This window comes from Oceaniglobus ichthyenteri (genome assembly GCF_003057885.1).
Classification (GTDB): Bacteria; Pseudomonadota; Alphaproteobacteria; order Rhodobacterales; family Rhodobacteraceae; genus Oceaniglobus; species Oceaniglobus ichthyenteri.
In genome coordinates, this window is sequence record NZ_QAGK01000002.1 from 411,145 (window position 1) to 434,235 (window position 23,091).

The window sequence follows — 23,091 nt, forward strand, 5'->3', positions numbered from 1 at the left end:
GATATCGCTTTGGGCACGGTTTGGAAACCGCTCAATATTGCCAAACCCTGTGGCCCGTGCAAGGTTTGCATCATATCAAAATGCCAAGGCCCTGTCATGATCGCAACACGCACCCCCACCCATTTGCCCCAGGTCACATTGGCGCGCAATCCCGGCATCCCGCTGGATATGGAATGGGTGCGCAGCGCACAGGCCAACACCAGCGCGATTGAACGGCGCGCCGCGACGATTCCGGGGCGTCGGTCAGTCAAAAAAGACCACCAGGCGGCGTGGTTGTTGCGCGCGGTGTCCTGCATCGATCTGACGACCCTGTCGGGCGATGACACACCCGCGCGTGTGCGCCGACTTTGCGCCAAGGCGGCGCAGCCGGTGCGCGCCGATCTGTTAGACGCGCTGGGCATGGGGCCAATCACCACCGGTGCTGTCTGTGTTTACCACGATATGATCGCCCCCGCGGTCGAGGCGTTGGAGGGCACCGGCATTCCCGTGGCGGCCGTTTCCACCGGGTTTCCCGCCGGGCTGTCGCCGTTTCATTTGCGCCTGGCCGAGATTGAGGAATCAGTCAAGGCCGGGGCCAGTGAGATCGACATCGTGATTTCCCGCCGCCACGTTCTGACCGGTAATTGGCAGGCGCTCTACGATGAAATGGCCGCCTTTCGCGCCGCCTGTGGCCCGGCCCATGTCAAGGCTATACTGGCGACGGGCGAATTGGGCAGCCTGCGCAATGTGGCGCGTGCGTCGTTGATTTGCATGATGGCGGGCGCGGATTTCATCAAAACATCCACCGGTAAGGAATCAGTGAATGCCACCCTGCCCGTGTCTTTGGTGATGATCCGCGCGATCCGCGCCTATCACACGCGCACCGGGTATAAGGTGGGGTATAAACCGGCGGGTGGCATATCAAAGGCCAAGGATGCACTGACCTATCTGGCCTTGGTCAAGGATGAGTTGGGCGATCGGTGGCTTCGCCCCGATCTGTTTCGGTTCGGCGCGTCATCGCTGTTGAATGATATTGAGCGGCAGTTGGAACATCATGTGACCGGCCACTATTCCGCCAGCTATCGCCACGGGATGGCCTAGGATTTTCATGAACATTTGGGCGAAAAACAAACGATGAGCGTTTCAGAGATATATCAAACCATGGAATATGGCCCCGCCCCCGAAAGCGACGCCGAGGCGCAAGCCTGGCTTGACAGCCACGACCGCGCCTTTGGCCTGTTCATTGGCGGCGCGATGACTACACCGGGCACTGGGTTTGCCACCCGCAATCCGGCGCGCGATGTGGTTTTGGCAACACTCACCCAAGCCAGCGCCGATGATGTGGACGCCGCCGTGGCCAGCGCGCGCAAGGCACAACCGGGCTGGGCCAAAATGGGCGGACCGGCCCGCGCGCGAGTGCTTTATGCCTTGGCGCGGTTGGTGCAAAAACAATCGCGGATGTTTGCGGTTCTCGAAAGCCTGGACAGTGGCAAACCAATTCGCGAAAGCCGCGATATTGATATCCCCCTGGTCGCACGGCATTTTTATTACCACGCGGGCATGGCGCAACTGCAAGACAGCGAATTGCCCGATTGTGACGCACTGGGCGTCTGCGGGCAGATCGTGCCGTGGAATTTCCCGCTGTTGATGCTGGCCTGGAAAATCGCGCCGGCCATTGCCATGGGCAACACCGTGGTTTTGAAACCGGCGGAATATACCCCCCTGACCGCGCTATATTTTGCCGAAATGTGCGGTCAGGCCGGGGTGCCGCCCGGTGTGGTGAACATCATCACCGGCGATGGCGCTGTGGGGGAATTGATCGTCGATCACCCCGGCATCGACAAGATCGCCTTTACCGGTTCTACCGCTGTGGGCAAACGGATTCGCGAACGCACCGCCGGATCGGGCAAGGCGCTGACCTTGGAATTGGGCGGTAAATCGCCCTATATCGTGTTTGATGATGCCGATATCGACAGCGCGGTTGAAGGGCTGGTCGATGCCATCTGGTTTAACGGTGGGCAGGTGTGCTGTGCCGGATCACGCCTGTTGGTGCAAGAATCCATCGCCGAAGATTTCCACGACCGGTTGCGCCTGCGCATGGGCGGGCTGCGGTTGGGCGATCCTTTGGATAAATGTATCGATATCGGCGCGGTGGTTGATCCGGTGCAATTGCGCGCCATCACCGAAAAGGTTTCGGCAAGCGGCGGTGAGGTGTTTCAAACCGGCCCCGCGCCCGAGGGCTGTTTTTACCCCCCGACCCTGATCACCGGGCTGACCCCCGCCGCTCCGTTGATGCAAGAGGAAATATTTGGCCCGGTGTTGGTGTCCACCACGTTCCGCACCCCGGCCGAGGCGGTGCAATTGGCCAACAACACCCGCTATGGGCTGGCGGCCAGCGTTTGGTCGGAAAACATCAACCTGGCGCTGGATATCGCGCCGAAACTGGCCGCCGGAATCGTCTGGGTGAATGGCACCAATATGATGGACGCCGCCGCCGGTTTTGGCGGCGTGCGCGAAAGCGGTTTTGGCCGCGAAGGCGGATGGGAAGGGCTGACCGCCTATACCAAACCGCGCACCAAAACCACCGCGCTACCCCCGATTGCCGCGTTTGAGGCCCCGAAAACCGCCCAAACCTCGGGGCTGGATCGCACGGCGAAACTTTATATCGGCGGCAAACAGGCGCGCCCGGATGGCGGATATTCCCGCGCGGTCTGGTCGAAAAAGGGCGCGCTTTTGGGTCATGCAAGTCTGGCCAACCGCAAGGATCTGCGCAACGCGGTTGAGGCGGCACAGGGCGCCAAGGCGTGGTCACGCAGTGCCGGGCATCTGCGTGCGCAAATCCTGTATTATATCGGCGAAAACCTATCGGCGCGCGCGGGTGAATTTGCCGCCCGGATTGCCGACCTAACCAACGCATCGGCAAAACAGGCCGAGGCCGAGGTGGACACCGCGATTGACCGGCTGTTTCACTGGGCCGCCTGGGCCGACAAACACGATGGGGCCGCCAAAGGCGTGCCGCAACGGGTGGTGGCCCTGGCGATGAACGAACCTGTGGGCGTGATCGGACAATTCGCGCCCGATGATGCGCCGCTGCTGGGCTTGGTTTCGGTCATCGCACCGGCCCTGGCCATGGGCAACCGGGTGGTGACTGTGGCCTCACAGCCCTTTCCGCTGGCGGCGACAGATTTTTACCAAGTTCTTGAAACATCGGACGTTCCCGCCGGAGTGGTGAATATTCTGACCGGCGATCATCGCGAACTGGCCCCCCATATGGCCGGGCATATGGATGTCGACGCCGTTTGGTCGTTTTCATCGGCGGCAGACCTGTCACAGGTTATCGAACGCGCCTCGGCCAGCAATCTGAAACGCACATGGGTCAACAATGGCCGCAGCCGCAATTGGGCCGGATCCGATGGGCAATCGCGCGCGTTTCTGACCCAGGCTTGCGACGTGAAAACAGTCTGGATTCCATATGGTGAGGGCTGAGTGTCGCAGGCTCTATACTTGGGCTGCGATCTGACCTAGACAGGCGGTAATCTGCGCGGATTACCGGGTAGGCCAAGGCCGTCATTACTAAGAGCATATACCCGAATGATCCCCCCCGTTTCGCGCGCCGACACCGCGCCAAAAGTTGCCCGTGATTGGGTGAAAATCCTTGCACAATATCGCGATCCGCACCACGGGCGCAGCGCCTTTGAACTGGCGGTCAGTCTGGTGCCGTTTCTGGCCATCTGGGCGGCTGCCTGGTGGCTGTTGGCCTATGCGCCGGTGGTTTCGGTGCTGTTGGCGCTAATCAATGGCGGATTTCTGGTGCGGCTGTTCATCATTCAGCATGATTGCGGCCATGGCGGTTTTTTCCGCAACCGCCATGTGTCCGATTGGACCGGGCGCATTTTGGGGGTGCTGACGCTGACGCCGTATAACGTGTGGCGGCGCACCCATTCTTTGCACCATTCGGCGGCGGGCAATCTGGACAAACGCGGCATTGGCGATGTGCACACCCTGACCGTGACCGAATATCGCGCGCTTTCCCCTTGGGGGCGGTTTCATTATCGGCTGTATCGCCATCCGTTGGTATTGTTTGGCCTTGGGCCGACCTACCTGTTTTTGCTACAGAATCGCCTGCCTTTGGGCCTGACGGATCGCGCGACCTATTGGTTCAGCGCGATGGGCACCAATTTTTTCATCATCCTGTTTCTGGCTCTTGTTGGCTGGCTGGGCGGTTGGCAACCATTGGCGCTGGTGTTTTTCCCCACGGTTCTGGTGGCCGCATCGGCGGGTGTCTGGCTGTTTTATGTTCAGCACCAGTTCGAAGAAACCCATTGGGATCAAGAACCCGATTGGCAGTTGCACGATGCCGCGCTGCATGGCTCATCACACTATGATTTGCCGCCTGTTCTGCGCTGGATGTCGGGCAATATCGGGGTGCATCATGTGCACCACCTGTATTCACGCATCCCGTTTTATCGCCTCACTGAAGTGTTGCGCGATTACCCCGAACTGGCGAACGCACAGCGTTTGACGATCCGTGAAAGCCTGGGCTGTGTCAAACTACACCTGTGGGACGAAAAGCAGCGCCGCCTGCTGTCGTTCAAGGCACAGTCCGAGATTTACGGCCCGGCGTAAGGGCGTAGTGTGATCCTTTCAGGCGTTACATGCAGCGCCTGAATTTCTGCATCCCCGGTTATTTCTTTTTCCAGGTGTTCAGCCAGCGGCGAAATCTGTCGCGCTTGCGATCCGCATAGCCATCCACCCGATCCCACGCTTCGCCCGCATCTGCGACAAACGGATCAATCGAGCGTTCGCGAAATTGCGCAAGCATCCGCCAGATCACCAGAATAATCAGCGTCAGAAACACCAGAATACTGATGTTCAGCCACGGAATCAGCCGGGTATCCGGGCCATCAACCTGGCGCACGCCAACCGCATTGGGGAAAATCGACAGGAATTCATTGCGCCAGCCATAATGGCGCAGGGCCACCCACCGCGGCGCATCGCGGTTGGAAATCAGATCACTTGCCTCGGCCTGAAGGTTGGATGAATCCAGCTTGAAATAGGGCGGCCAGCCCCACCCGGTGTCTTCGTTGCGATACACCCTTGGTTTGCCATTTGGGCGGATGGTTTCGATAAACCGCACATCGCGGTTCACCGTTGTCGGATCGTTGCCCACATCGGTTTGCGCCCAGAACCAGCTGTTTTCATTCACATCCACCCGCCGCACTTCGGTGTTGACGATGCGCACGATGTCACGCTGGGGCAGCGTGTAATGCAGGAACCCGCCGACGATCACGATCAGCAAAATCCAGAACGTCCATTTCACATAAATCATCGCAGTTCCCTACCAAAAATTGATCACATAGATCAGCGTTCCGATCACGATTACCGGCACCACATACACCCCAAGGATAAGTTTGCGCCGCACCGAGGCATCGTATTCGGCGAGGCCAGCGCGCACATATTCATCGCGATCACCCACTGCGCCGTCCTCTTCCCAGCGTTTTTCCAGCTTTTCGGTGCGCACGGATCGTGAATAGATCGACACCAGCACATAAATGATGCTGAGTATCACAAACCCCATCAGGCCAAGGCGGGCCATTGCAAAGATCATATCGTCAACTCCTTACCGCGCCCCAGGGGCCGACCCGGCGAATGATATCGCGCGGCGCGTCCGGGGTGATTGGCGGTGACACATCGTCCATTCCCGGTTCTGCGCCAAACAGCGCGGTGCGCGTGCCTGCCTTATCCACCTGATATTCGCGCGCCAGAAAATCCGCCACATATTGGCGGCGCGGATCGGACCAGCTGCGATACAGTTTATAAAACAGCTCTTTATGGCAAATGAACAATTGCCGCACATCCAGCGGGGCCAGTTCGGCCAACAGCATATTCACCAGATCGCGGTCTGCGCCGGGGGCGGCACGCAGGGTGTAAAAATACGCCGGATGTTCGCTGGTGATCCGGGGCCAGGTGCCGCCGCCTTCGACCCAGCGCAGCAAATCGCCCAGGCCCAAAAACGCATCGGGCAACTCCGCGCCCAACCGCCGCGCCACGGCGCGCAAATCGTTGCGGGTGGCGCCCGCCATATCGATTTCCAGGGTCGCAGCGGCATCAATCAGGATAAAATCCATCTTTTGGCGCAAGATCGCCGCCGCATCCACATTGCGCGCCTTGACGATCGGTTCGACCAACCCGTTCTGTTCAAACGCCCGGGCGATGGCATTGGGCTGATCGCTGCCGATCACCTTGGCCGTGACCCGGTCATCGGCGGCAAACACACCGGGTTGCGGCGTGATCACAAAGGGTTTTTCCACCGTGTGAAACACATAAGAGCCGCCAAAATGCGACGTCCAGAAATCGCCATGGTCAAATTCCATCCGCTTTAACGTAATCGGATTGCGCGTCACATCGCCAGTATGTTTGGCTAGGCCGATCATTTCAGCAATCAGTACATCATCCCACCAGGCATCCTGCCGGGTGCGAAACAGATCAATCTTTTCGCCCAGCTTGCGGGCATCCGCGACATGGGATTGGGTTGTATCCGCCTCGATCACGATCTTGCGAATGTCAAACAATCGCGCCGGGCGGCTAATTTCAAAGACGGAATTGGCCAATTCGCCCGCCACCGCATCGCGCGCGGTCAGGGCGAACAGTTCGCTTTCATTGGTTTCGATAAAAGACTTCAGGATCGGGCGCGCGGTGGAAAACGCAATGTTCAGCAGCGGCGCGCGCTTTTGCTCGGTCGACAGCAAAATAAACTGGCGATTGCAGCCATTGGCGTTCAGGTATTGATGATCGCCCAACTCATCGCCCACTTCGGGGGAATAGCCCGACAGATCGATATGAAAATCGGCCAAACCGGTGGTTTTTCCGGTCAGATGTTTCAGCGCCCGGTTATAGCGTTCGATCAGGGCGGGCGATGAGACTTCGATCAGACCGCCAAACATCAGCCCCTTTTCGATCAGGCGTTTCATGTGGCCCCTTTCGGCGCGGTCCACAGCCGCAGATAGGCCAGCACAATGCCCACCCCGGCCAATTGCGCGCCAACCCCGGCAAACCACACTGCACCGCCCCAGGGATCGGCCTGAAACGCGCCGGCAATCGCCACGCCGTTCACCACGTAAATCACCGCAGCGGCCACCGCGCCCAGCGCGATCAATATCGCCACAACCACCAACATCCGCCCGGCCCTGGCCATGGTCCATCCCAGCACCGCCAGGATTCCCGCCGCAACAAACGGCAGCGATTGTGCCGCGGCCCAGACGGGCGGTAACGCATCTACCATTGAACATGCCTCCATCGGCGCGGTTGCGCGCCCAGTGCCAAAATCATCGGTGGGCCCCAGATTAGGGACGCCGCCAAGCCAAGGCGCAGAAAGTAGCCCAAGGTGCGCCCGGGCGCAAACCCGATGGCATCCATCACCGCACTGTCCTGTCGCCCATAGGCCCAAAGAAAATACCCCGCCGCACTCAGCGTCAGCGCCAAAGCCGATAGCGCGCCATTGACCACCAGGCCCGGCACGCCCTCGGGCAGCAGTTGTGCCAGGGCAAAGGGCACGATAATCGCCAAACCGATAAGACCGGCAAAGGGCAATACCAACGCCATCACGCCTGTTCCCGGTTGCGCCGACGGGCCAGGGTGGTGAACACCGCCAAGTATATCGGCAACCAGACAAAACTGGAAAATACCGTAATTCCAAGGGTGCGGCGCAAATACGCCTCGGTGGTTTCGGGCCAGGGCAATGGATCGGGGTTCATCACCGCAAACAACACAAAGGCGCAGGCGATGCAGATCAGCAAACCGCCCAGCATTGCCCGCCCATGGCCCAGCGCGCCATACACCCCCGCATCGGTGAAAAAAGCCGCCACGCCCAGGCTGACGACAACCGACGCCGCCACCAAGGTTAAGACAAAGATCAACACCGTCATTGGGATTTCGCCGCCAGATACCGGCGCTTGGCTTCTTCGCCAAGGCCAAATTCTCGCACCATATTGGCGATGGCCACCTCATCCGATTTATCGGCATAGCGGAATTCGGAATCAGCATATCGGTTGATTTCTTGTATCACCATATCCACCGTGATCGGCTGTGCCATGTCGCGGATCATCGACAGTTTTTCATCATAGGATTTGAATAGAAACAGATCGGGGTTTTCCATCCATTCATCGGGCAATTCGAAATCCATCGCCCGCACCTTTACCGCATCGGTGATGTTTTTAATCGCGCGGCCAGTGAACCGGGGATCGGCCTCTTGAATACCTTTCAGATATACTCCCAGCTTGGCGATTGTATTCAAATTTCCAATCTGTGCCTCGGTCTTTTCCCAAACCTTGATCAGTCCGTCCTCTTTCGGTCGGCCATGCGACAGAAAACTGGCCGCGACCGCCTTTTTTATCTGCTGTGCGGCAAAAAGATCGTGATCGCCCAAGGGAATATCGTGGTTTTTGCCCAGCAGCAGATGCAAAATATCGATGTAATCATCTCGGCTTTGCGGCCCATCCACCAAAAACCGCGCCCCGGCCCGTTGGCGCAGGGCGTCATCGACGTTTTCGGGGTAATTTGAAAACATCCCGAATGTGCAATTGCCCCGCACCACGGTGTTTGCGCCGGCGAAACTTTCCATCAATACGGCGGTGATTTCCAATTGACCGCTCGACGATTGCCGATCGCCGCGTTTACCCGCCAGTTGGTCAATATCGTCAATCGTGCCAAAACCGATCACGCCAGGGTCAATGATATTATTGATGAACGCCTTGGCATTCTGCCCCGATTTGCCCTGATAACTGTCAATATTATCGGTGCTCAGGTTTTGATAGCGAAATGGATATCCTGCCGCCTCGCAATAGCCCGAAATCAGCCCTGCCATCATCTGAATCAGGGTGGTTTTGCCCGTGCCCGGCGCGCCATCGCCCATAAAGGTAAAGATAAAGCCGCCCAGTTCGGCAAACGGGTTCAAGCGGCGTTCAAAATCATAGGCCATCAGCATTTTCGACAATTTCATCGCCTGATATTTGGCGATATGGTTACCCACCACTTCGTTCGGCTTTTTGAACGTCATGGTCAGGGCGGTGCCTTTGCCCCGGCGCGATGGGGTGAACCCCTGGATCGTGAAATCATCGGCCTCGACCCGCCAGGCGGCGCTGGTGAATGCCTGGGTGCGGGGGGCGGTGGCGGCGCGCGATTCTGCCCGGCCCATCAACGCCTCGGCAAAGGCCAACAGCGTGGCCACCAGGCGCGGCTCGTCACTGGCGAAGGTGGCGATATCTTGGTCCAACTCCCACAGCGCACCGTGCAGCGCCAAGGGCGCGTTGTCGGTCAGCACCTCTTCGACCTCGCCGATTTCCACAGTGGTTTCGCCTGCATGGCTGGCCAATAAAAACGCGCTGGCATTGGCGAAAACCGACAGAACCACCAACGCCTCGGCGCTCAGCAATTCGCCAAACTCACCCTTGCGCGATGCCGCCAACCCACCGGCCAGATTTTCGCGTTTCAGCGCATCCAGACCGGTGCGTTCGCTGAATTGTTCACCCACAGCCAATGCAATCGCCAGCGCCCGGCGCAAGGATTGCAGCACACTGGCCATCAGCGGCGAGGGCAGGCCATCGTCGCCCAATGCCTCAACCCGGTCGATCAATCGCACACCTTCGGGGCGGGCGGTGGACCGGGTGACCAACCCCGGCGTGGTGGATCGAAACCGCCGCCGCGTGGCAATGCCCGGCGAGCGTTCAGTCGGGGCGACCGCCCGCCCGGTTGCAACACGCGCCGTATGATCGAACCCGTCGAGCAACGCCAAGGCGGCAGGGTAATGTTTGCGAATATCCGCCTCGCGCAACTCCATCTGATCGCTTGAAATGCTCACATCCCGCCCCGTTTGTTTTTCATACTCGTTCTCAAACTATCGCCCTTACCGATGGCTTAATACCCGCCCGTTTGGCGATACCACGAATTTGCGCACCGACCGGAACCCCGGTGGGTTCAGCTCGGCCAACACCTGAAACGGACGTTGCGGCAGGATAATGGAGCGTTCGGTGCGGGTGGCCCCGGTATCGGCCCCGCGCCCCGAAAACGGGTCAAGTGCGAAAATCTGCCGCTCAACCGTTGAAAACCACCCCTTGCGCTCGCTCTCGACCCGCTCACTCTCCAGATCCTCAACCGTCCAGGCCAGACACCAATCCTGATCATCGGGCGCGCGGGCCTGTTCCAACACATCGTGAATTGGTCCCACCTGCCGGGTATAGGCCGCCGAATACATCGGCCCCACATGAATACGGCGCAGTTTTTTTGGATGCAGATCATCGAAATCCTGATCGAACCCTTTGGCGATGGTCAATAATTTCAGCCCCGCCAAAGATTGCGCAATCAGATGCGCCTGCGCCGCAGGCCAGCGTGCCGCATCCTTGGGAAGAGATATGCGCCCGGTGTCCTCAACCTCCATCAGATAAATCACCGGCAGGTTGATCTGGGTATCATACACCGCCCAATGCACCAAAAATCTGCGCCGCTCGCCAGTGCCCGAGAGCCAAATGGTTTTGGGATCGTTTTGCGCCCAGAACAAACGTTCGCCCAACAGGGTTTCGTAATAAATCCGTTGTGACAGGGCGAATTGCAGCTTGGTCGGGATTTTCAAATCACTCAGGATCTGGCCCAGCATCATATCTTTCAATCCCGCCTGATCGGGGGTATTTTGCAGATGCCCCGTGGCTTGGGAAAAATCGCTGCCCATGGTCAGAAGTTCGCGAAACACCGGAAATCCGGATTCGGTGGTGTCCATGGCCAGACTGCCGAAAAACGTGCCGGTATCGCGCCCCGTCATCAGATATTTCATGCCCAGCGCGCGAAATGTATTGCCGATCCGGTCAAGATACTCGGCCAGAATGCCAACTTCGGCCCGGCTCAGGCTGCCTTCCTGCTCCATCACCCCGGCGACCCGGCCCAGATGGCCGGTGATGCGTTGAAATTTCTGGAAATAGCGCCGGGCGATGTCGGTGTCGGACAGGCCCACGTGATCGCGGGCCAGATCCTGACCGGTGATGATATCGCTCATGATACCACCCGTTTATTCACCATAAACATTGCTGTCATGCTTTTCGACGATCTTGGTAAACCGGCGGGCAAAACGTTCGTCGGCCTTGGCCTTTTGCTCCAGCACCAGACGGGCGAACACCATGTGGTCTTCGTGGGCCTCCAGCATGTCGGCCATACGGGCGTTGGTGGCGCTGCCGATCTGGGCCATGGCGGTTTGCGCCTCTTGGTCGGTTTTCACGCCAATTTCGTTGATCCGGTGCGCCACATCCTGTTGTTGCGCGGTTTTCAGTGATTTGGTCAGCGCGTCATACAGGATCACCCGCTGTTTCGTGTCGGTTTGCAGTTTGTTGATCAAAACCATCTGCGTCGCCGCCTGATTTTGCAGTGAATCAACCCAGGTTTTGCCCTTTTCGATATAGCGCTCAAGGGTTTGCGATTTGGCCAGCTTTACCTGCTCTTGCTGGACCATTTCATTGTATTTGCTGTTCAGATCGGCCAATTCGGTTTCATAGCGGGTGCGCGCGGCGGCGTCCTGTTCGACGCTGATCTTGTTTTCCAGCGCGATGATCGTCGGGTCCATCGCCAGAATTTGCGCACGCAAGGATTCAAGTTCGCTGACGGTGAATTCACGGTCATCCAATGTTTCCACCAGATTGCTTTCAACCTTGGTTTTCTGTTCGTTCAGAACCGCCAACTGCCCCTCTAACAGCTTGACGATCACATCTGATTTTGAAATCAGATCCTGCAATTTATCATCAACGGATGCTGTGCGCATCCGTTCATGGCGCATGGAATCGGCCTTGGCATCGGAAAATATCCCGACAAAGGTTTCCCAACCGGTTCTGTCGCGCATTTCGGCGAATTCCTTGGAAAACCCCGATGTCACATCATCCAGCCCCATGATCAGTTCGGCGATGTTGGCATTCATCATTTCGGTGTGGGCATGCACATCGTCAAGCGTGGCATTTTCGATTTCAACGGTCACATCGGTGCCCGCCGCCATTTTCTGGCGCGCGGTTTCAATCCGGCTGGTAAGTTCTGAAATCTTGCTTTGCGCTTCGGCCACCTGGGCCTGGCTTTCGCGCATCTGCGCGTCAAAATCGGCCATCTGGCCCTCCGTATTATTATATTTATTTACCTAGGCACTTGCCCCCACATTAAAAGCCCGCAAACCGCGCGGCAAGTGGCAGTGTGCGGGATGAAATTGCCCAGCCTGCGCCCCTCTGCCCGACGTTGATCCCGATGATATCATTGGTTAGGCCTAGACAATTGGCCAAGTGACGTGGTTTCACTGTGCCATCTCGTACATTTTCCACGAACGGAGTGCGCCTCATGCTTGATACTGCCACAAATCTGTCTTCTCTGCTGAACGATCCCTCTCTCGTTGCCACCAAAGGATATTTGGCGGGCGAATGGGTCGATGGGGCGAATGGCGCAACCTTTGACGTGTCAAACCCCGCGCGCGGTGACGTGATTGCCCAGGTCGCCGATCTGGACCGCGCCATGTGTGCGACAGCCATCGAAAAAGCCCGGATCGCACAAAAACCATGGGCCGCGAAAACCGCGAAAGAACGCGCCACCATCCTGCGCGCCTGGTACGATCTGATGGTTGAAAACGCCGATGATCTGGCCACAATCCTGACCGCCGAGCAGGGCAAACCACTGGCCGAGGCCAAAGGCGAAATCATGTACGGCGCGTCATTCATCGAATGGTTCGCCGAAGAGGCAAAGCGCGTTTACGGCGAAACCATTCCCGGCCATCAGGCTGACAAGCGCATCATGGTGTTGAAACAGCCCATCGGCGTGTGCGCGGCGATCACCCCGTGGAATTTCCCCAATGCGATGATCACCCGCAAGGTGGCACCGGCACTGGCGGCGGGCTGTTCGATGGTTGTGCGCCCGGCCACCCTGACGCCGCTGTCGGCCTTGGCCCTTGGCGTGCTGGCCGACCGTGCCGGTATTCCAAAAGGCGTCTTGTCGATCATCCCTTCGAAATCTTCGTCGGAAATCGGCAAGGAATTCTGCGAAAACCCCACCGTGCGCAAACTCACCTTTACCGGCTCGACCGAAGTGGGGCGCATTCTGTTGGCGCAGGCCGCCGATCAGGTGATGAAATGTTCGATGGAGCTGGGCGGCAACGCGCCGTTCATCGTGTTTGACGATGCCGATGTGGATGCCGCCGTCGAAGGCGCGATGTTGTGCAAATTCCGCAACAACGGCCAAACCTGCGTCTGTGCCAACCGGATTTATGTACAGTCCGGTGTTTACGATGCCTTTGCCGAAAAACTGGCCGCTGCGCTCAGCAGCAAAAAGGTGGGCGATGGTCTGTCCAACGCCGATTTCGGCCCCCTGATCGAATCCAGCGCCATGGACAAGGTGCGCGATCACATCAAGGATGCCACATCAAAAGGCGCCAAGGTACAGACCGGCGGCGAAGCCCATGATCTGGGTGGTCTGTTCTTTCAACCCACCATCCTGACCGGCGTGACCCAGGATATGGCCGTGGCCACCGAAGAGACCTTTGGTCCGCTGGCACCGCTGTTCAAATTCGATGATGTGGACGAAGTGATCGAAATGGCCAACGATACGATCTTTGGCCTGGCCGCATATTTTTATGCCAACAACCTGAGCAACGTGTACAAAGTGGCTGAGGCGCTGGAATACGGTATTGTCGGCGTGAACACCGGCATCATCTCAACCGAGGTGGCACCGTTTGGCGGCGTCAAACAATCGGGCCTGGGCCGCGAAGGCAGCCATCACGGGATCGAAGATTATCTTGAGATGAAATATATCTGCATGTCGGTCTGACCGACCTCGCGCTGCAGCATGGGCCATGTGCCACCTGCTGCAGCGCGCTTTACGCTTTGCCGCAGGTTTCAGAATGCCTTGAATGTCAGGGTCGTCAACGTGCGTTCAATGCCTTTGATCGTGCGCAGATTATCGTTGATGAACAGCCCGATATCTTCGTCCTTGGGGATGTACATTTTCAACAGCAGATCGAAATCGCCGCTGGTTGAAAACAGCTCCGAATGTAGCTCACGCAGCACGATTTCATCCGCCACGCTATAGGTTTCACCGGGTACACATCTGATTTGTACGAATACGCATTCCATGGGCAATCCTCCTGCTCTTGGGCCAGTATTGACCGTTTGAAAGCACGCGCACCAGCCCAAGTTCTCAAAACTTTGTCGCAGGCATGAAAAAGGCGCGCCAGTTGGCGCGCCTCGCTCTGTCACATTGCCTTACGGCTTAGGCGTTGGCGGTTTCTACCGCTGTCGCCTCAACCGTTTCGCCCTTTGCAATGGCAATCCGGCGGGGCTTCAGCGCCTCGGGCACTTCGCGCACTAGATCAATGTTCAGCATGCCATCGACGTGGCTGGCACCGGTGACGCGCACGTGATCGGCCAGATGGAACCGGCGTTCAAAGGCGCGGGTGGCGATTCCGCGATGCAGATAGGTCCGATGCTGATCTTCGGCGGCTTTTTTCGCCGATACGAACAAGGCATTCTCGCGCTGCTCAATGCTCAGCTCATCGTCCGAGAATCCGGCAGCGGCAATCGAAATACGCCAGCCATCATCGGCGGTTTTCTCTATGTTATACGGGGGATATGTCTGTTGCCCGACATTGTCAGTCAGAACACGGTCCATCAGATCGGCCACCTGGTCAAAACCAACAGTCGCACGATACAGCGGTGCAAGATCAAAAGTTCGCATAGGTCATCCTTTCAAAGCGATAACGATGTTTGGCCTTCCCACACGGGACAGACCGGGATCGACCGGACCCATTTTGGCATCCGGTATCACATAGGTAAGAACGGGTTTGCGCGGCTTCAAGACCCCCAGATGCACGGGATTTTGTCAGGCAGCAAAGGGTACTGACCCCGGGCGAGCAGTCCCGGGATCAGCACGGTGAAACGGCAAAATGCGCCGCCTCAGGGTTTGATAAACTTGGCGGTGCTGCTGGTTTCGGTCAAACGGCGCACCTGCGGTGCTTTGCGGCCAAATACGCCATCGCCTTCGGCCATCAGCGACATCAGATCGGCCAGGGGTTGCTCCAGCGATGTGCCGATCGAAACCTTTTGATCGCGCACCTCGCCCATGGCCGACACCACCGATACGATTTCAGGCCGATCCCCATCCAGCACGAAAATCGGCGCGCCGGACGATCCGAAATCAACCTCGCACGACAGGATCAAGGCCCCCGACTGACGGGCCAGAACATGGCACAGCTCTTGCAAACTGGGCCGCTCAGACCGGTCATGGGCATAAGAGACAACGCCCACCCTATCGCCCTTGCGGGGGCGGTTGTTGGTGGCAAAGGGTTTGATCCGGCCATTTTTGATCGGGCGATCCAACTGGATCAGCGCAAGATCCTGGGCCATGCGATCCATGTTCTTGTTGCCGATATCATAATCTGGATGCGCAATCGCACGGCGCACCCCGCGATAGGCCTGGGCGCGGCCATCGCGCCAACCGGCCAGAAATTCGATTTCGTCGGGCGCAAACCGGCGACCTGTGCGGTTATCAAACAGGCAATGGGCCGCGGTCAGAACCATATCTTCGCCAATCAACGCCCCGGTGCAAAACGACCCAGAGCCAAGATTCAACCGCCCCACGCCGTCCCACCCCCGGCTGTCATCGGCGGTGAACAGAGTTTTAAGGCCCGATGCCTCTTGTGCCTGGGCCACGACAGCCATCAACAGGCACATCATGCCGCCCAAAATCACCCCTGCCAGTCGCATAACAGTCTCCCCCTGATGACCAAAGGATTAACGGCAGGATAAGGCAAAGGTGCGGCAAAACCCTAGCGCAGGCGCGGCACTTTGGGGGCTTTGTCGGGGTCCATCGCCGGGGGCCGTGGCCCGCCCGTGGCCCAATCCAAGAGTTCAACCGTATGCACCACCGGCACGCCCGCCGCACTGCCGATCTGCATCATGCATCCGATATTGCCCGCCGCGATCACCTCGGGCTCTTTCGCCATCAGGGTCGAGACCTTGCGCCTTTTCAATTCTTTGCTGATTTCAGGCTGCATCAGGTTATAGGTGCCGGCCGAGCCACAACACAAATGGCTGTCTTTCGGTTCAACCACCGTAAACCCGGCGCGTTTCAACAAATCCTTGGGATAGGTCTTGATCTGCTGACCGTGTTGCAGCGAACAGGCCGCGTGATAGGCCACGCGCAAACCGCCGGGCGTGCCCTGGGGTAAAGACTGCGCATCAATGCCCGCCACCAGATCGCGTGCGCGGTTGTGGGGATCGCCGGGGGTAACCGGCATCAGATCCATCAATACCTCAGACACATCCTTGGCCAATTCCGACACCCGCGCGGCATCATCGGCCAAGGCATCATTGCGAAACATATGGCCGTAATCCTTGACCGTGGTGCCACAACCGCTGGTGTTGATCACGATGGCATCCAATCCCTTGCCCCGGTCCTCGGCCATCCAAGCCTTGATGTTTTTCGCCGCCGATGCGTGGCTTTCGCCATCTTTGCCCATGTGATGCACCAACGCGCCGCAGCATCCCATGCCCTCGGCCACCACCACCTCGGCCCCTAGGCGGGTCAACAGGCGGATCGTGGCATCGTTGATATCAGTGTTCAGCGCCTTTTGCGCGCAACCGGTCATCAGGGCGACGCGCATTTTCCGTGCACCTTGGGGTGCAAATGTTTGCGGGTCATCATTGCGGCTGACCGGAGGGATGGATTTTGGGGCCATTTCCAACATCGCCTTCAGCCGCGCATCGGGCACCAGAAACGCAAAAGGCCGCCCGATTTTCGCGCCCAACAGGGCCAAGCGAAACACCATCGGGTTAGGCAAAACGCGGGCAAGGGTCCAGCGCAGCATCCGTTCAAACATCGGCCGCTTATAAGTTTTTTCGATATGCGATCGGGCATGATCGACCAGATGCATATAATGCACGCCCGAAGGGCAGGTCGTCATACAAGCCAGACACGACAGGCAGCGATCAATATGTTTGACCGTCTTTTTATCGGCGGGCCGATCGTTTTCCAACATATCCTTGATCAGATAAATCCGCCCACGGGGCGAATCCAACTCATCGCCCAACACCTGATAGGTGGGACATGTGGCGGTGCAAAACCCGCAATGCACACAGGCGCGCAAAATCTCATTGCTGCGGGCAATGGCAGGGTCTTTCAACTGTTCGGGCGTGAAATTTGTTTGCATCGCTGTCTCTCCTCAGCCCATCCGGCCCGGGTTGAATATGCCGCGCGGATCAAACTGCGCGCGCAATCCCGCACTGATCGCGGCCAGAGGCGCGATTTCGGGGTGAAACGTGCCCAGCGCGGCGTGGGTTTCGGGCGCTGCGCGCACCAGGGTCGCATGACCGGAAATTCCGCCCAGATCGGCGCGCAGGTCAGTGCCCGCCGCGACCCCGGCCCAGATCAATCCGCCGCCCCAGTCAAATTGCAAGGTCGCATCGGGCAGTCGCGCCGCCACCGCCGCGCCATCGCTGGGTTTGACGGAAATGCGCCACACATCCTGCGCCGTTCCGACAAAAGCGGCGGCATCGGTCAACCCTTTCCACAGGGCATCACCGCCTTCGGTTTCCACACTCGCGGGGCCAAACGGGGCCAGCACACCCTGCAACCGTTCAGCGCGGTAGGCGACAGAATTTGCAAACCCTTCGATCCGCAGCAATACATCGCCATTCACATCAATCGCCGCGCCCGACACCTCAAAAGGCGAGCCAAGCGCCGCCGACAGTGCCCCAATCCCCGTGGCCACATCCAGCCCGGTCAGGCGCAACGTCGCCTGAACCGCCGTGCGTGGCAACACCTTGAACGATACCTCACTCAAAACGCCCAAAGTGCCGTGCGATCCGGCCATCAGTTTTACCAGATCATAACCGGTGACGTTTTTCATCACCCGGCCACCATTTTTCAACGCATCGCCACGCCCATCGACAAACCGCACCCCGATCAGGGAATCGCGGCAGGCCCCCGCCTGAATCCGGCGCGACCCCGATACATTGGCCGCCACAACGCCACCAATCGTCGGCATCCCATCTGTGCCAAGCAGCGCGCGATGATCCATCGGCTCAAACGGGAGGCGTTGGTTTTCGGCGGCCAATGCTGCCTCAACCTCGGCCAATGGGGTGCCTGCCTTGGCCACGATGGTCAGCGCGCCGGGTTCATACAGCGTGATGCCCGACAATCCCGCCACACTCAGCCGTGTGCCATTGGTTGCGCGGCCCGGCCCACGCGTGCCGCCACCTTCGATCCATAGTGGGCCATCGGCCGACCGCACCATCGCAGACAGCTCTGCCTCATCCTTTGGTGCAAGCATACCCGCCCCTTTGTTACTTATTCGTAAAAAACATCATACACGCCTCAGGCGGCGCGGCGACTTTCGGTATTGGCCAATGGAAACACCTTGGCCGGATTCAACAGCCATTTCGGATCGAACACATCTTTCACTCGCAACTGAATTTCCAAATCCAAAGGATCGTATTGATCGACCATCAGATCGCGTTTTTCGATGCCCACGCCATGTTCCCCGGTCAAACAACCGCCGACCTCGACACAAAGGCGCAGGATGTCGGCGCCCATCGCCTCGCATTTTTCAAGGTCGCCGGGTTTATTGGCATCATACAGGATCAACGGGTGCATATTGCCATCGCCCGCGTGAAACACGTTGCCCACGCCCAGCCCGTATTGATCTGACAACTCGCCAATCCGGCGCAACACATAAGGGAGCGCCGATACCGGAATCGTTCCGTCCAGACACATATAATCGGCAATCTGGCCCATCGCGCCAAAGGCCGATTTGCGGCCCAGCCAGATTTTTGCGCTTTCTTCTTCCGAGGTGCTTTCGCGCAGCTCCACCGGATTATGGCGCCGCGCGATATCGGTGATCACGGCCAATTGTTCGTCAATTTCGGCATCGCTGCCCTCAACCTCAACGATCAGCAACGCCTCGCAATCGGGGTATCCGGCCTTGGCGAACGCTTCGGTGGCGCGGATACAGGGGCGATCCATGAATTCAATCGCCACCGGCAAAACCCCGGCCTTGATGATGTCGGACACACATTCGCCCGCCACTTCGTTACTGTCATAGCCAATCAGAACCGGGCGCGCGCCTTCGGGTTTGTGCAAAATCCGCAACGTCGCCTCGGTCACAACGCCCAACTGCCCCTCAGACCCGCAAATCACGCCCAACAGATCAAGGCCCGGCGCATCGAGATGCGCGCCGCCAATTTCAACCACGGTGCCATCCATCAAAACCATGGTCACACCCAACAGGTTGTTGGTGGTCACGCCATATTTCAGGCAATGCGCGCCGCCGCTGTTCATGCCGATATTGCCGGCAATGGCGCAGGCCAATTGCGAACTGGGGTCGGGGGCATAGAAGAACCCCGCTTCCTCAACCGCGCCGGTGACCGAAAGGTTGGTGCGCCCGGTTTGTACCCGGATCACCCGGTTTTCGTAATCGGCCTCTAACACATCGTTCAATCGCGCCACGCCCAGAATCACACTGTCGGCGGTGGGCAACGCGCCCCCGGCCAAAGATGTGCCCGATCCGCGCGGCACCACCGGCACGCCCTGTTCATGGCAAATCCTGAGCACCGCCGCGACCTCTTCGGTCGTGCTGGGCAAAACGGCGCACAGCGGCGGACAGCGATACGCCGTCAGCGCATCACATTCATAGGCTTTGGTTGCACGCGGATCGTGAATCACCGCATCTGCGGGCAAGACCTCTTGCAACAGGGCAACGATCTGGCCTTTGCGGGCCACGATCGCAGGATCGGGAACAGGCATTTGCATGGGCTATCCTTTGCACAATTGGTAAAGAAATATAACCACTGCACGCATCTGGCAAGGTGACAAAGGGTTCAATCATGGTTTTCCGCTTCTGATTCGGGGCAAAGCTGCTAAGTATCGCCCATGACCCTGCTTGATCTCACTGAACTTATGACACTTCTGGACGGCATAGCCTTGGGCCTTTTGTTGCTGTGTTGGCTGTGCATCGGGTGGTGGATTGAACGGGAAAACACCAAACGCCCGTCGGTTACTGTCTTGATGATCAAATACCGGCAGGATTGGATGCGTGAAATGATCACGCGCGAACCACGGGTTTTCGATGCCTCGATTCTTGGGTCTTTACGTCAAAGCACGTCGTTCTTTGCCTCAACCAGCGTAATCGCCATTGGCGGTGTTCTGGCCCTGATCGGCAATGCGGATCGTTTGGTCGGGGTCGCCGCTGATCTGACGCTGCAACACCTGCCAACGTTTGTGTGGGAGCTGAAACTGGGCCTTGTCGCGCTGTTGCTGACCCACGCGTTTTTGCGGTTTGTCTGGTCCAACCGTCTGTTTGGGTATTCCTCGGTGGTGATGGCGGCGGTGCCGAACCGGGTTGACGACCCGCTGTCGTTGCCGCGCGCCATTCAGGCGGCAAATCTCAACATCCGTGCGGCATCCAATTTCAATGGCGGCTTGCGGTCGATGTATTTCGCCTTGGCATCGCTGGCCTGGCTGGCGGGGCCGATCCCGCTGATTCTGTCGATCCTGGCCACGGTCTGGGTCTTGTGGTCACGCGAATTCTGGTCACGCTCGCGCGACTGTTTGCTGGCCGATCCGGCGATAAACCAAAAGGGGCCATTGTGAAATCTGCATTTATCCTTGTCTTTGCGTTGGCGGCTGCCCCGGTCTTGGCCGACCCCGCAATCGTTAAAGAGGTAAAAGCCCAGACGGCGAATGACACCTGGACATTTTCCGTAACGCTTAGCCATGGTGACACGGGATGGGACGATTACGCCGATGGCTGGCGGGTTGAGGCGGCCAATGGCACCGTGTTGGGCGAACGCCCTCTTGCCCACCCCCATGTGGATGAACAGCCGTTCACCCGGTCGCAATCGGGCATCGCAATTCCATCCGGCACGGCGCGGGTTTTCATCCGCACCCGCACCAATACCGAAGGTTGGGCCGACACCACAACGCCCTTTACCCTACCCTAACGCCGCCCTTCGCGCAGCCAGGCCGCGATGGTCAGCATCGCCGCCAGCACCAAAAACAGCCAGGCCGACACCAAAGGCATCACCGTCACATCGGCGGTCAAATAAGCGTTACGCGGGGTGATCCCGATCCAACCGCGCCCGGCGGCGGGCCGCCCTTCGCGCACCAAACGCAGTGTTGGCGCACCCTGTTCCAGCGATACAATCCCACCCCGGCGCAGATCCACCAGTGGCTTCAGCGCCGCGCCCGACGCAACGGTCTGTTCAAATTCTCGCGGAGCCGATGGGCCAAGCGCGATCACCGCCTCCTGATCGCCCTCGCGCAACCGATACAGCCCGATTTCCGGCGCGGCCCAATCGGCGGCAAAGCGCCCCGGCGATACCTCTTCCAATGGCACGGTCACGGTGGTGCCATCGGGTGCGGTCACCTCCACATCGCCAACATCATCGGCCAGGGTGCGGCGCAAAATGCGCATCTGCTGGCCCTCGGCGCTCGCGGTCAGGGCCTCTTCATCCAACTCGGGCTCTTTCATCATCCAATGGGCAAGACGGCGCAGCAATTCCAACTGTGGCCCGCCACCCTCATAACCGCGCGACCACAGCCAGGCGTGATCCGACCCCAAAAGCGCCACGCGCCCCTCGCCGACGCGATTCAGGATCAACAGCGGGCTGCCATCGACACCCTCCATCACCGTCTGGCCCGCAATCGGCATCAGTTCAACTTGGCGCATCCACCGGCCCCAACTGGGCAATCCATCGTTCAGCGGCCCATGGCCCACATCCAACCCTTCGGTCACCGGGTGGCGTTGCCCCAGATCCGATAATGTCGGCAGAAACCCCTGCTCAAACACCCGCGCTGTGGGCGCGCCCGGCATCACATCGCCCAAGGGCGAGCGAAAAATCGATTCGGCCCCGGCAAAATCCGGCCCCGCCGCCACCAAAACCGCGCCGCCCCGTTGCACATATTGGCGGATGTTGTCGAAATACAGCGAGGGCAAAATCCCCCGTCGTTTGTATTTATCGAACACGATCAAATCGAACTCATCGATCTTTTCCAAAAACAGCTCGCGCGTGGGAAAGGCAATCAACGACAGCTCGCTCACCGGCACGCCGTCTTGTTTTTCCGGCGGGCGCAGAATGGTGAAATGCACCAAATCCACGCTACTGTCCGATTTCAAAAGATTGCGCCAGGTGCGCTCACCGGCATGCGGCTCACCACTGACCAACAGTACGCGCAAACGATCGCGCACGCCGTTTATCTGCACGACGGCGGCATTGTTGCGGTCGGTCAACTCACCCTCAATGTTGGGGGTGATGAATTGAATCACATTCATCCCACCGTGGGACAAGGTGACAGGCAGTTCCAGATCCTCGTTCACCGGCACCACAAAGGTTTGCGGCGCGCCCCCATCCACGGCAATTTGCAATGTCGCGCCCTGGGTGGTGGGCGCGGTCCCCTGATCCTCAACCCTGAGGGTCAACATCACAGGTTCGTCCAATATCGCAAAGGCCGGCGCATTGGTCACCACCAATCGGCGGTCCCAATCGGTGTCGCGCCCGGTCAGCAAAACATGCAGCGGAGCGGGCAAATCTGGCGCGGCTTCGACATCATGCAGCCGCCCATCGCTAAGTAATATCGCCCCGGCCAACCGCGCGCGCGGCTCTTCGGCCATGGCATCGGCCAGGGCGGCCATCAACAGGCTGCCCTGGTCGCCATCGCCATCCCCCATGCGCACGATACGCAATTCGGTGTTGGGCAATCCGGCCACCTCTGCCTCAACCGCCGCCACGCCTTCGGCCACCTGATCGGGCCGATCCGAAATCCGCTGACTGGCACTTTCATCCACAACCAGGATCACAATATCGCTCAGCGGCGCGCGGTCCTCCTGTTGCAGCGACGGATTGGCCAGCGCCACCAATAAAACGATGGCGGCCAACCCGCGCAATCCCCACCCCGAAAGCCCGCGCCACAGGCACAGGGCAACGACAAGCGCCGATAAAACCGCCAAACCGATCAGAGCCGCCATCGGCACCAGCGGATCAAAGATAACGCTATCCATCGAAACCGCCTTTGGCTTTTTCTTGCTCTAAATATCCTCGGGGGTTTGGGGGCAGA

The 23,091-nt window shown here is 58.8% G+C and carries 22 protein-coding genes; 6 read left to right on the plus strand and 16 right to left on the minus strand.

The window, feature by feature from the left end:
- Positions 1-96 precede the first annotated feature (96 nt).
- The 3 genes from deoC (at position 97) to C8265_RS04980 (ending at position 4,605) form a co-directional block, all read left to right on the plus strand.
- Positions 97-1,080, plus strand: a complete 984-nt coding sequence (deoC, locus tag C8265_RS04970) for a deoxyribose-phosphate aldolase (RefSeq protein ID WP_108482863.1) — start codon at positions 97-99, stop codon at positions 1,078-1,080.
- A 33-nt stretch (positions 1,081-1,113) separates the two neighbouring features.
- Complete coding sequence (locus tag C8265_RS04975) at positions 1,114-3,465, plus strand: aldehyde dehydrogenase family protein (protein ID WP_108482864.1); 2,352 nt, start codon at positions 1,114-1,116, stop codon at positions 3,463-3,465.
- Positions 3,466-3,570: 105 nt separating this feature from the next.
- Positions 3,571-4,605 (plus strand): fatty acid desaturase, encoded by a 1,035-nt coding sequence (locus C8265_RS04980; RefSeq protein WP_108482865.1) that lies wholly within the window; start codon positions 3,571-3,573, stop codon positions 4,603-4,605.
- A gap of 58 nt (positions 4,606-4,663) precedes the next feature.
- Here C8265_RS04980 and C8265_RS04985 read toward each other — a convergent pair whose 3' ends face one another.
- From C8265_RS04985 to C8265_RS05025, 9 genes are read right to left on the minus strand one after another with little or no spacing between them, the layout of a single operon-like run.
- Positions 4,664-5,308 carry a DUF1523 family protein gene (locus C8265_RS04985; RefSeq protein ID WP_108482866.1) on the minus strand — a complete coding sequence of 215 codons (645 nt, stop codon included), beginning with the start codon at positions 5,306-5,308 and terminating at the stop codon, positions 4,664-4,666.
- 9 nt (positions 5,309-5,317) lie between these two features.
- A complete protein-coding gene (locus C8265_RS04990; RefSeq protein ID WP_338065770.1) occupies positions 5,318-5,587 on the minus strand; it encodes a hypothetical protein in 270 nt (89 codons plus the stop codon).
- A 4-nt stretch (positions 5,588-5,591) separates the two neighbouring features.
- A complete protein-coding gene (locus C8265_RS04995; RefSeq protein WP_108482867.1) occupies positions 5,592-6,950 on the minus strand; it encodes a DUF6638 family protein in 1,359 nt (452 codons plus the stop codon).
- Entirely contained in the window at positions 6,947-7,261 is a 315-nt protein-coding gene (locus C8265_RS05000; protein ID WP_108482868.1) for a hypothetical protein, read from the minus strand. Before C8265_RS05000 ends, C8265_RS04995 begins: the two co-directional genes overlap by 4 nt.
- On the minus strand, positions 7,255-7,581 hold the full coding sequence (locus tag C8265_RS05005; protein WP_108482869.1) for a hypothetical protein: 327 nt from the start codon (positions 7,579-7,581) through the stop codon (positions 7,255-7,257). Before C8265_RS05005 ends, C8265_RS05000 begins: the two co-directional genes overlap by 7 nt.
- Complete coding sequence (locus tag C8265_RS05010) at positions 7,581-7,904, minus strand: hypothetical protein (protein WP_108482870.1); 324 nt, start codon at positions 7,902-7,904, stop codon at positions 7,581-7,583. The genes C8265_RS05005 and C8265_RS05010 overlap by 1 nt, the downstream gene beginning before the upstream one ends.
- A complete protein-coding gene (locus tag C8265_RS05015) occupies positions 7,901-9,835 on the minus strand; it encodes an AAA family ATPase (protein ID WP_108482871.1) in 1,935 nt (644 codons plus the stop codon). Before C8265_RS05015 ends, C8265_RS05010 begins: the two co-directional genes overlap by 4 nt.
- 45 nt (positions 9,836-9,880) lie before the next feature.
- Positions 9,881-11,020, minus strand: a complete 1,140-nt coding sequence (locus tag C8265_RS05020) for a hypothetical protein (RefSeq protein WP_108482872.1) — start codon at positions 11,018-11,020, stop codon at positions 9,881-9,883.
- A 12-nt stretch (positions 11,021-11,032) separates the two neighbouring features.
- Positions 11,033-12,109: a hypothetical protein gene (locus tag C8265_RS05025; RefSeq protein WP_108482873.1), complete on the minus strand. Its 1,077-nt coding sequence runs from the start codon at positions 12,107-12,109 to the stop codon at positions 11,033-11,035.
- A gap of 224 nt (positions 12,110-12,333) precedes the next feature.
- Between C8265_RS05025 and C8265_RS05030 the strand changes: the two genes are divergently transcribed.
- Positions 12,334-13,809, plus strand: a complete 1,476-nt coding sequence (locus C8265_RS05030; protein WP_108482874.1) for an NAD-dependent succinate-semialdehyde dehydrogenase — start codon at positions 12,334-12,336, stop codon at positions 13,807-13,809.
- A gap of 68 nt (positions 13,810-13,877) precedes the next feature.
- Here C8265_RS05030 and C8265_RS05035 read toward each other — a convergent pair whose 3' ends face one another.
- The 6 genes from C8265_RS05035 to C8265_RS05060 all read right to left on the minus strand — a co-directional run bounded on the left by C8265_RS05035 (position 13,878) and on the right by C8265_RS05060 (position 19,788).
- Positions 13,878-14,114, minus strand: coding sequence for an Lrp/AsnC ligand binding domain-containing protein (locus tag C8265_RS05035; RefSeq protein WP_108482875.1), 237 nt, complete (start codon positions 14,112-14,114; stop codon positions 13,878-13,880).
- A 136-nt stretch (positions 14,115-14,250) separates the two neighbouring features.
- Positions 14,251-14,715 carry an Hsp20 family protein gene (locus C8265_RS05040; RefSeq protein ID WP_108482876.1) on the minus strand — a complete coding sequence of 155 codons (465 nt, stop codon included), beginning with the start codon at positions 14,713-14,715 and terminating at the stop codon, positions 14,251-14,253.
- A 218-nt stretch (positions 14,716-14,933) separates the two neighbouring features.
- Positions 14,934-15,743, minus strand: a complete 810-nt coding sequence (locus C8265_RS05045) for a trypsin-like serine peptidase (protein WP_108482877.1) — start codon at positions 15,741-15,743, stop codon at positions 14,934-14,936.
- A 62-nt stretch (positions 15,744-15,805) separates the two neighbouring features.
- Complete coding sequence (glcF, locus tag C8265_RS05050) at positions 15,806-17,188, minus strand: glycolate oxidase subunit GlcF (RefSeq protein WP_108482878.1); 1,383 nt, start codon at positions 17,186-17,188, stop codon at positions 15,806-15,808.
- 12 nt (positions 17,189-17,200) lie between these two features.
- Positions 17,201-18,310, minus strand: coding sequence for an FAD-binding protein (locus C8265_RS05055; protein ID WP_108482879.1), 1,110 nt, complete (start codon positions 18,308-18,310; stop codon positions 17,201-17,203).
- Between the two features lie 44 nt (positions 18,311-18,354).
- Positions 18,355-19,788 (minus strand): FAD-linked oxidase C-terminal domain-containing protein, encoded by a 1,434-nt coding sequence (locus C8265_RS05060; RefSeq protein WP_108482880.1) that lies wholly within the window; start codon positions 19,786-19,788, stop codon positions 18,355-18,357.
- A gap of 120 nt (positions 19,789-19,908) precedes the next feature.
- Here C8265_RS05060 and C8265_RS05065 point away from each other — a divergent pair, with 120 nt between their 5' ends.
- On the plus strand, positions 19,909-20,628 hold the full coding sequence (locus tag C8265_RS05065; RefSeq protein WP_108482881.1) for a DUF599 domain-containing protein: 720 nt from the start codon (positions 19,909-19,911) through the stop codon (positions 20,626-20,628).
- Positions 20,625-20,978, plus strand: coding sequence for a hypothetical protein (locus C8265_RS05070; RefSeq protein ID WP_108482882.1), 354 nt, complete (start codon positions 20,625-20,627; stop codon positions 20,976-20,978). Before C8265_RS05065 ends, C8265_RS05070 begins: the two co-directional genes overlap by 4 nt.
- Here C8265_RS05070 and C8265_RS05075 read toward each other — a convergent pair.
- Positions 20,975-23,035 carry a hypothetical protein gene (locus C8265_RS05075; protein ID WP_108482883.1) on the minus strand — a complete coding sequence of 687 codons (2,061 nt, stop codon included), beginning with the start codon at positions 23,033-23,035 and terminating at the stop codon, positions 20,975-20,977. The two genes, C8265_RS05070 and C8265_RS05075, sit on opposite strands and share 4 nt — an antisense overlap.
- Positions 23,036-23,091: the final 56 nt, after the last annotated feature.

Excerpts from the sequence above, each read along its gene's own strand:
- deoC (WP_108482863.1), top strand. The coding sequence starts at position 97 with ATGATCGCAACACGCACCCCCACCCATTTGCCCCAGGTCACATTGGCG.
- C8265_RS04975 (WP_108482864.1), top strand. The coding sequence starts at position 1,114 with ATGAGCGTTTCAGAGATATATCAAACCATGGAATATGGCCCCGCCCCC.
- C8265_RS04980 (WP_108482865.1), top strand. The coding sequence starts at position 3,571 with ATGATCCCCCCCGTTTCGCGCGCCGACACCGCGCCAAAAGTTGCCCGT.
- C8265_RS04985 (WP_108482866.1), bottom strand. The coding sequence starts at position 5,308 with ATGATTTATGTGAAATGGACGTTCTGGATTTTGCTGATCGTGATCGTC.
- C8265_RS04990 (WP_338065770.1), bottom strand. The coding sequence starts at position 5,587 with ATGATCTTTGCAATGGCCCGCCTTGGCCTGATGGGGTTTGTGATACTC.
- C8265_RS04995 (WP_108482867.1), bottom strand. The coding sequence starts at position 6,950 with ATGAAACGCCTGATCGAAAAGGGGCTGATGTTTGGCGGTCTGATCGAA.
- C8265_RS05000 (WP_108482868.1), bottom strand. The coding sequence starts at position 7,261 with ATGGTAGATGCGTTACCGCCCGTCTGGGCCGCGGCACAATCGCTGCCG.
- C8265_RS05005 (WP_108482869.1), bottom strand. The coding sequence starts at position 7,581 with ATGGCGTTGGTATTGCCCTTTGCCGGTCTTATCGGTTTGGCGATTATC.
- C8265_RS05010 (WP_108482870.1), bottom strand. The coding sequence starts at position 7,904 with ATGACGGTGTTGATCTTTGTCTTAACCTTGGTGGCGGCGTCGGTTGTC.
- C8265_RS05020 (WP_108482872.1), bottom strand. The coding sequence starts at position 11,020 with ATGAGCGATATCATCACCGGTCAGGATCTGGCCCGCGATCACGTGGGC.
- C8265_RS05025 (WP_108482873.1), bottom strand. The coding sequence starts at position 12,109 with ATGGCCGATTTTGACGCGCAGATGCGCGAAAGCCAGGCCCAGGTGGCC.
- C8265_RS05030 (WP_108482874.1), top strand. The coding sequence starts at position 12,334 with ATGCTTGATACTGCCACAAATCTGTCTTCTCTGCTGAACGATCCCTCT.
- C8265_RS05035 (WP_108482875.1), bottom strand. The coding sequence starts at position 14,114 with ATGGAATGCGTATTCGTACAAATCAGATGTGTACCCGGTGAAACCTAT.
- C8265_RS05040 (WP_108482876.1), bottom strand. The coding sequence starts at position 14,715 with ATGCGAACTTTTGATCTTGCACCGCTGTATCGTGCGACTGTTGGTTTT.
- C8265_RS05045 (WP_108482877.1), bottom strand. The coding sequence starts at position 15,743 with ATGCGACTGGCAGGGGTGATTTTGGGCGGCATGATGTGCCTGTTGATG.
- glcF (WP_108482878.1), bottom strand. The coding sequence starts at position 17,188 with ATGCAAACAAATTTCACGCCCGAACAGTTGAAAGACCCTGCCATTGCC.
- C8265_RS05055 (WP_108482879.1), bottom strand. The coding sequence starts at position 18,310 with ATGCTTGCACCAAAGGATGAGGCAGAGCTGTCTGCGATGGTGCGGTCG.
- C8265_RS05060 (WP_108482880.1), bottom strand. The coding sequence starts at position 19,788 with ATGCAAATGCCTGTTCCCGATCCTGCGATCGTGGCCCGCAAAGGCCAG.
- C8265_RS05065 (WP_108482881.1), top strand. The coding sequence starts at position 19,909 with ATGACCCTGCTTGATCTCACTGAACTTATGACACTTCTGGACGGCATA.
- C8265_RS05075 (WP_108482883.1), bottom strand. The coding sequence starts at position 23,035 with ATGGATAGCGTTATCTTTGATCCGCTGGTGCCGATGGCGGCTCTGATC.